Consider the following 7,912-nt stretch of genomic DNA (forward strand, 5'->3'; position numbering starts at 1 on the left):
GTCGCGCGGGATGCCGGTCTCCTTCGCCAACATCGGCACGCTGGCGTTGTTGGGCGGCAGCAGTTTGACCACGATGCTGTTCTTGAACTCGTCGGAATAGGTTTTCAACGTTCGTCGCCTGGTTCGTGATACCGGGGTGCGCGCGCCGCCCCCGCTGGGGGCGAGACCCCGGATCGGTGATGCCCCATCCTCACACAAATCCTCCCAGGGGGAGGCGACTTCTATCCTGACGCCTGGGGATCGCGAAGACGCACGCGCCGCACGGGCGGCGGCCGAGCGCGAGAAAGAGGCCGAGCGGCAAGCAAAAGAAGCTGCACTGCAAGCGCAAAAGGCCGAGCGACAAGCCAAAGACGAAGCCCTAGCCGAGGCTGAGCGCCTCAAAGCCCGGCTGCAAGCCCAAGGAACGGTGAGGTAGGCGGGGACGCGCGGTGCGGGTCCGTCCCGGTCCGTCCTTGGTCCCTCCCGGTCTCTCCCGGTCTCTCGCTCTTCTCTACCCCATGACGTATCAATGCTGGATTTCAAGACCTGACCCCGGCTTCCTTTCTGGATTTCAAGACCTGACCCCGGCTTCCTCTCCTGGTCGAGGCTTTAGACGATTTCCGAGGAAATCTAACCACATCCAGTTGTTGTACGACCGACCAAGACGGCGAGGTAGGCGGGACGCGCGGTGCGGGTCCGTCCTTGGTCCCTCCCGGTCTTTCGCGCTACTCTACCCATGATGGATCAATGCTGGATTTCAAGACCTAACCCCGGCTTCCGCCGCGCTGAATCGATGCGCTAGTTGGTCGATACCTCGGCTTGGATCGATTACCTGCGCGACACGGACGACGCGCACGTCAGGCGCCTGCACAGCTTGCTGGAGCCTCCAAGCCCAGTGGTTCTGACACCGGTGGTGTTTCAGGAACTGCTACAAGGCGCACGCGACCATGCGACCTTCAATACCCATCAGGCGTTCTTCGGCAGCCAACCTTCTGTTTTTCCGGCCCACCCTGTGAGCAGCCACATTGAGGCGGCGCGCATCTACCAGCGCTGTCGCCAAGCGGGCATCACCATCCGCTCCACCAGCGCGAAATCGCCGAAGTCGTGGAGGCCCTGCCGACGGTTGAGGCATCCCCCGACCCCTACGACAACGACCTCTTGTCGATTGCGGCCGGCGGCGAAGCGGATGACCGCGTGACGGGCGACAAGCCACACCTGCTGACACTCGGGCGTTACGCCGGAATCAAAAACCGTGTCGGTGCGCGACTTAATGACGTTGGCAGGGCTGTTGCCATGCCCCGGATGGACGAGCAAGAGCGCATCCGGGCCGTCAAACGGAACACCTGCGCCAAGACACCTGACCCCGGCTTCTGACCCCGGCTTCCGCCTGACCCCGGCTTCCCGACTCATGCCGCCGCGGCCCTGGTCAGCCTGGCATGGATCTCGATCTCTTCCCAGGGCACGAAGACCCGGCCTGCCGTGTCTTGCTCCACCAGTCCCAGGTCCAAGAGCTTGGCGGTATCCGTCTGTACCAGCGCTGGGGCACGCCCCAACTGCTGGGCGAGTCCCTCAATGCTGACCGGCCCGAGTGGCTTGAGCACGTCCAGCAGCCTCAGCCGGGCCGGAGTCAACTCGCTGGCAAGGTGTTCCGCGCTACTAAAGTTGAGGTGATAGTCCGCCTCCGGGACATCTTGGCCGGCATCCACCCGGCGGGCGATGGCGAGGGCGCGCTCTTGCATGGTCGTCCAAGTCTCCACCCCAATATATGCCTTCATCTATCTGCCTCCACCCATTGCGCGACCGCGCTTGAAAAATCATCGAGGAGTCGCTCCAGCGTCGTGAACCGGTACGGCGCCTCCCGCCCCTCGCTGTGGTAGTGGTCACCCTTGCCTCGCTCGTTGTCGAAGCCGATGACACGGCGACCGTCCTCCACATAGACCAATCGGTACTTGAAGCAGTGCGTGCATGGCGGGACCGGTTGAGGCAGACGCCAGACGACGCGCTCTACGGTCCCCCGAGCGAATTCCTTGCGATCTCTGAGCAGTTGCTTGGCCGTCATGCAGTAGCCGTGCGGTATCATCCCCTTTAGCGAGGGGCAAGAGGCGCTGGCGAATTCCACCACGCGAAAGCGGATATAGCGTCTAATCGGCCTTGATCGTAATCCCGGCCAGCGGCGTGCGTACACAGGGCTTCCAGCCCTGACAGTGTCAGGCCAGGATGGCCTGACTACGCACCCGGCGAGCCCAAGTGGCCGGAATCTTGATCAAGGCTGCCTAATCTTAGCCGCGCCAAGGACACCGGACAAATGGGTTTGCAGATCAGGCGGGCGGTCTGGGTGGGGCTCGGCATCTCCGGTCGCAAGCCCCGCAGTGACGCCCCCGGTCACGCGTGACGTTTCACACTGATGGCGCGCGAAGAGCCGCACACGCGGTTCACCTCCCTCATGGGGTTGTTGCGTGCTCGGCGCCCTGTTTGGCGAGGTGCTGGTTCCTGACAGGGTCTTTAGCGAGGTCACGGCGACGTGCAAGCCGGAGTCCGATCGGCTGCGCTGCTATCTGCGTGGAAAAACGCGGACGGTGAATATGCGCGGTTTCGTTGTTCATCGCCGAGTCGCTGATCCGTACCGTGCTCGATTTGCCCGACGAGGCTGATTCATAATCAGGTTAAGGAGAAAGAAGGTGTAAGCACGCGATACGTACCCTACAGGGCTGGACGACACCACGTTGCCCGTGTGGATGCAAACCGCCGAAATGAGGCAAGCCATGAGCACCCTGAAAGCCTTCTCCGAGAAAGAACGCGACTATTACGCCTACCAGGCGCGCCAGAATTTCCTACGTGAGCAGCAACCGATCCGCAGCGCGCTCGAAGACGCACGCGCCGCACGGGCGGCGGCCGAGCACGAGAAAGAGGCCGAGCGGCAAGCAAGAGAAGCTGCAAGCGCAAAAGGCTACACTGCAAGCGCAAGAGGCCGAGCGACAAGCCAAAGACGAAGCCCTGGCCGAGGTCGAGCGCCTCAAAGCTCTGCTGCAAGGCCAAGGGACGGTGAGGTAGGCGGGGACGCGCGGTGCGGGTCCGTCCTTGGTCCCTCAACGTGTTTGGGCACGAGGGGTTGTGTCGTGCCTACACCGGGGTCAGTTAAATGGTGACCCCGACTCTAACCCGCAACAGGGGATCGCAACGACAGGAAAAACAGCCCATACTTATCGATCTTTCGTCTCGCGAAAGAAAATCTCTTTTACCCTAATGATGGCGAGACGAAGGCAAGACAGATAGCGGGCTGACGAGGAACGGCCTAACGCATTCGGAGAACAGACATGACGATGGTCGTCGCGGCCGAAGCACCACCCTTGGCAGTGGATGCCGCCGGGGTCTTTCGCGTGGGCAAGTCCCGCGTGACCCTGGATACCGTTGTCGGCTCCTTCCGCGACGGGGCCACCGCCGAGGAGATCGCCGAGCAGTATCCGGCGGTCTCTCTCGGCCAGGTCTACGCCGTCATCGCCTACTACCTGGCTCATACCGCGGAGGTGGATGACCACCTCCGGATGCGAGAGCAACGCTCAGCCGATGTGAGGCGGGCAAACGAGCGGCTCTTCGATCCGACAGGCATACGCGCGCGTCTGATGGCACGCCAATCCGGGCAGGACTCCGCGTGATCCGGTTGCTCGCCGACGAGAACTTCAACAACAACATCGTTCGAGGCGTTCGCCTTCGGGAGCCCAACATCGACTTGGTCCGCGTCCAGGACGTCGGCCTCTCGGGGGCGGACGACCCGGCGGTGTTGGAGTGGGCAGCTGGACACCGGCGAATCCTCCTCACCCACGACGCCGCCACCATCACCGCGTTCGCCTACGAGCGGGTTCGCGCAGGCAAACCCATGCCGGGTGTCTTCGAGGTCGGCCGTGCGGTGGCGCTGCGCGCGGCGATCGACGACATCGCGCTCTTGGCTACCTGCAGCGAGGATGGCGAATGGGATGGCCAAGTCCGGTACCTGCCACTGCGATAGTCAACGAACCGCGGACACGCAGGAACCGCCCCGACTCTGGTTTTCGTGCTTAACTTGAACCTCGCCCCCTCTCCCCTGCCGGGGGGCGAGAAACGCGGGGGGTATAGTGGACCCGGTCTGCCAAAGTCGGGGGGTACCTCAGGATCTGCGGGTTAGCGAATGTGCAATGGGAGACCTGACACCGTGCCGTGTTGGTCCCTCCCAGTCTTTCGCTCCACTCTACCCCATGATGTATCAATGCTGGATTTCAAGACCTGACCCCGGCTTCTGCGTAGACGCCGTGGACCGCGCGTGCGCGTTGGTTGGTGATCACCGCGAGCGTGATGAGTTCCATCTCCGGGTAGTGCTCGTGGATGCGGTAATAGTACTGGAACATGCGGTGACTGAACCGCGCGCCGGCTTTGCCCTGGACTTCGATGTGGATCAGCAGCCAGAGTTCCTGCCCCTCGCGACTGCGCACCCGCACCAGCCGATCAGCCCGGCGTTGGCTAAGCGCGGCATCGCCGGTGATCTTCTGCAGCTCCGCATCGAGAAATTCGTAGGGTTCGTGCCAGGCAATGAGCGCGTGGACATCGGCAAAGAACAGTTGCATGAAGGGTTGAAAGTAGGCGCCGATCGCCTCTTTCCAGGGCGAGTCGTAGTCGGGCTTCGGGGGGTCGGCGGGCTCGCTTATGGGTGGAGTCTAGACCGATTGATGGGGGGCGGGCCACGATCATCGTTCCGGCCGGCGTCCGGGCGTCGCGCACTGGTCGAGGCTTTAGACGATTTCCGAGGAAATCTAACCACATCCAGTTGCTGTACTACCGGCCAAGGGACGGCGAGGTAGGCGGGACGCGCGGTGCGGTCCCTCACAGTCTTTCGCTCTACTACTAAGATGTAGTAATGCTGGATTTCAAGACCTGACCCCGGCTTCTGCTTTGACCCCGGCTTCTGCTTCTGACCGTAATGCTGGATTTCAAGACCTGACCCCGGCTTCGACCTGACCCCGGCTTCGACGCAAGACCTGACCCCGGCTTCTTCAAGACCTGACCCCGGCTTCTTGACCCCGGCTTCTGACCAAGACCTGACCCCGGCTTCCAGACCTGAACCCGGCTTCCGGGGTGATGCGGTATGCTAGGCAAATGCGTGATCACACCCCCTGGCATCGCCTCTTCGGCATCGCCTTGACCGACCTGTTCACCGGTCGGCCGTGGCGCGTGGAGCTGGAAAAAGAGCTGGCGCTCAAGAGCCAACGGCTGGATGTGCTGATCATCGAACGGCTGCCCGGCGCGGCGGCGGTCACGGATGCCGCGGCGCTGGCGGACCTCCCCGACGGGCTGGAGAACCTCACCGCCCACAATGTGCTCAGCTACAAATCCAAACAGGAAGCGCTCGACGGCTGGGCGATGGAAGAGTTGATCGGCCACTACGTCACCTATCGCAAACTCGCCTCCATCCAAGCGTTCAGCGGCCCGCCCGCGAACGCGCCTTCCGCCGATCCCGTGGAACCGCCGGCCGCCGCCGAGCGGCTGCTGCCGGAGGCGGCCTTTCACCTCTATGCGGTTGCCACCCGCCATCCCACCAAGCTGTTCGCTCAACTGGCGCCGGGTGCGCCGCACCCCACGGACTGGCCTGGCGTCTACGATGTGGATTGGGGCAGTCGCCGCATCCGCCTGATCGTTCTGAACGCCCTGACCAAGCACCCGCGCAACGCCCCGTGGGAACTGTTCGCCAGCCAGATGGATCGAATCCGCTATGGGCTGGCGCACTATCAGCCACGCAGCCGGGCGGCGCGCCTGCTGCGCTATCATCTGGCGAACATCCATCGACTGGAGCTGCCCACCATGGCTTATACACTCGAAGACTTCAAACTTGACACGTATCGGATGCTCATCGACGATTTTCACGCGCTCAGCCCGGAAGAGCGCCAAGCGCTGCTGGAACGGATGGATGTTGCGGACCGTTTGCGCGGGTTGGCCGCTGAGGAGCGTTTGCGCGGGTTAGACGCGGAGGACCGTTTGCGTGGGTTGGACCCGGAAGAGCGTTTACGCGGGTTGGCCGCTGAGGAGCGTTTGCGCGGGTTGGACCCGGAAGAGCGTTTGCGCGGGTTGGACCCGGAAGAGCGTTTGCGTGGGTTGGACCCGGAAGAGCGTTTGCGCGGGTTGGGCCCGGAAGAGCGTTTACGCGGGTTGGACCCCGAACAGGTCAAAGCGTGGCTTAACCGTACGGGACATTAGGGGATTTCCGACGAAATCTATACCCCATCCAGTTATTGCACTACCCACCACGTTGCCCGTGTGGATGCAAACTGCAGAAATGAGGCAAGCCATGAGCACCCTGAAAGCCTTCTCGGAGAAAGAACGCGCCGATCACGCTCAAAGCCCTGCTGCAAGTCCAGGACGGTGAGCTAGCCGGGGACGCGTGGTGCGGATCCGCCCCGGTCCGTCTTGGTCCCTCCCGGCCTTTCGCTCTTCTCTACCCCATGACGTATTGGCTCATGGGGCCAAGTGTTTGATTGGCCTACGGTTGGCTGGCACAGGTCGTTGATCAAGCTTGGAGAAAGCTATTTCGACAGATGCGGGCACCACACGATTCGCCCCATGAGCCGACGTATCAATGCTGGATTTCAAGACCTGACCCCGGCCTCAGACCCGCCTTCTGACCTGACCCCGCCTTCTGACCCTTCTACCGGATTTCAAGACCTGACCCCGCCTTCCACTCAAGACCTGACCCCGCCTTCCACTGAGACCTGACCCCGCCTTCCACTGATGCTGGATTTCAAGACCTGACCCCGCCTTCTGACATGACCCCGCCTTCTGACAACCACCATCCGGCAAGCGACGGCCAACTGCATGCAATCGAGGTGGCCCTGCCGGCCGCTGCCGCCGACAACCCGGCTTTCCGCGTGGGCTTCGGCATGTGGGACACGGACACCAAGGATTTCGGGTATGTAGACGATGTGCTGGTGACGGGGGTGCCCGTTCAGTGATTGGTCAGTCGTAAACCTGGGGTAGACAAGCGCGGAGCAGTCTACCCGCGGTCGCGCGGCGACCGGAGGCCGACGCTTTAGCGGGCGGCGCCGCCGCGTCCGGCTGAAGCAAAATTTCTTGACAGGATTAACAAGATTTACAAGATTGAAAATGAATAATATCTTGTAAATCTTGTTAATCCTGTCTAGATGTATTGACTTCGGGCTCGCCGTGCTGTTCGGGATCGCCCCCTAAGGTGATTCCTGTCATGTAGGGGCGACTTCAGTCGTCCCTAACGTCGGTAGATCATTCCCCGGAAATCACCTTATTGCTATTCGTGCCCCTTCTCTCAAAGCGATAACCTGGACGCCTTAACTGCCTATGCTGCGGTGCCGTCGAGATCGGAAAAATTGCTGATCCTGACCACGCCATCCGGGAAGCGTGCAACGACCTCCAGCTGACCGCCCATCGCCTCAATATGACTGCGTAGCGTGGAAATGTACATATCGGTGCGCCGCTGGATCTTGGCGATGGCAGACTGCTGGACGTGCAGCACCTCGGCCAACATTTTCTGAGATAATCCCCGCGCCTGACGCAGTTCGTTCAGCGGCATCTCGACGAGCATGACCCGCGCCTTGGCCTCGGTGCGTACCTGAGACTCCGGCGACATCTGCGCCCTTAGCGCAGCAAACTTCTTAGCCATTGATCTATCCTTCCTCTCGATGTTGGTCCAATTCCGGGGACACCAATTCCGGGGACAGTTTACTTTATTCCCAATTCCGGGGACAGTTTACTTTATTCGGTATCTGTAACCATTGGACAGATAAGTGAACTGTTCCCTGAACCTCGACTTTGGCCATTTTTGCCTGAGGCCGGGCGCTGTGCACGGGTGGGCTGGACCAGGGCCGGCGGCTCCTGCGGAGGTGGCGGCAGCGGGAGACCGGCGGTATCGTCTGAAGTCGACCAAAACACCAGCCGTCAC

The 7,912-nt window shown here is 61.8% G+C and carries 9 protein-coding genes; 5 read left to right on the plus strand and 4 right to left on the minus strand.

Features of this window, described 5'->3' with window-relative positions:
- Positions 1–1,083 precede the first annotated feature (1,083 nt).
- Complete coding sequence (locus QZY03_RS12880) at positions 1,084–1,353, plus strand: hypothetical protein (RefSeq protein ID WP_295581611.1); 270 nt, start codon at positions 1,084–1,086, stop codon at positions 1,351–1,353.
- A 32-nt stretch (positions 1,354–1,385) separates the two neighbouring features.
- On the opposite strand, the gene QZY03_RS12885 is transcribed toward QZY03_RS12880, so the two are convergent.
- Complete coding sequence (locus QZY03_RS12885) at positions 1,386–1,754, minus strand: hypothetical protein (protein WP_295581613.1); 369 nt, start codon at positions 1,752–1,754, stop codon at positions 1,386–1,388.
- Entirely contained in the window at positions 1,751–2,038 is a 288-nt protein-coding gene (locus QZY03_RS12890) for a DUF6516 family protein (RefSeq protein ID WP_295581615.1), read from the minus strand. The genes QZY03_RS12885 and QZY03_RS12890 overlap by 4 nt, the downstream gene beginning before the upstream one ends.
- 1,255 nt (positions 2,039–3,293) lie before the next feature.
- On the opposite strand from QZY03_RS12890, the gene QZY03_RS12895 reads away from it, so the two are divergent.
- The gene (locus QZY03_RS12895; RefSeq protein ID WP_295581616.1) at positions 3,294–3,632 is read left to right on the plus strand and encodes a DUF433 domain-containing protein; all 339 of its coding nucleotides are present in this window, start codon (positions 3,294–3,296) and stop codon (positions 3,630–3,632) included.
- On the plus strand, positions 3,629–3,982 hold the full coding sequence (locus tag QZY03_RS12900; protein WP_295581618.1) for a DUF5615 family PIN-like protein: 354 nt from the start codon (positions 3,629–3,631) through the stop codon (positions 3,980–3,982). Before QZY03_RS12895 ends, QZY03_RS12900 begins: the two co-directional genes overlap by 4 nt.
- Positions 3,983–4,229: 247 nt before the next feature.
- Here QZY03_RS12900 and QZY03_RS12905 read toward each other — a convergent pair whose 3' ends face one another.
- Entirely contained in the window at positions 4,230–4,574 is a 345-nt protein-coding gene (locus QZY03_RS12905; RefSeq protein WP_295581620.1) for a hypothetical protein, read from the minus strand.
- A gap of 529 nt (positions 4,575–5,103) precedes the next feature.
- Between QZY03_RS12905 and QZY03_RS12910 the strand changes: the two genes are divergently transcribed.
- Both QZY03_RS12910 and QZY03_RS12915 read left to right on the plus strand, forming a co-directional pair.
- Entirely contained in the window at positions 5,104–6,198 is a 1,095-nt protein-coding gene (locus QZY03_RS12910; RefSeq protein WP_295581622.1) for a hypothetical protein, read from the plus strand.
- 566 nt (positions 6,199–6,764) lie between these two features.
- A complete protein-coding gene (locus tag QZY03_RS12915; protein ID WP_295581623.1) occupies positions 6,765–6,950 on the plus strand; it encodes a hypothetical protein in 186 nt (61 codons plus the stop codon).
- A 359-nt stretch (positions 6,951–7,309) separates the two neighbouring features.
- Here the strand turns inward: QZY03_RS12915 and QZY03_RS12920 are convergent, their stop codons facing one another.
- Positions 7,310–7,633: an XRE family transcriptional regulator gene (locus QZY03_RS12920; RefSeq protein ID WP_295581625.1), complete on the minus strand. Its 324-nt coding sequence runs from the start codon at positions 7,631–7,633 to the stop codon at positions 7,310–7,312.
- Between the last annotated feature and the right edge of the window lie 279 nt (positions 7,634–7,912).

Origin of the sequence: uncultured Lamprocystis sp., assembly GCF_903933125.1 — a bacterium.
Lineage (GTDB): Bacteria > Pseudomonadota > Gammaproteobacteria > Chromatiales > Chromatiaceae > Thiodictyon.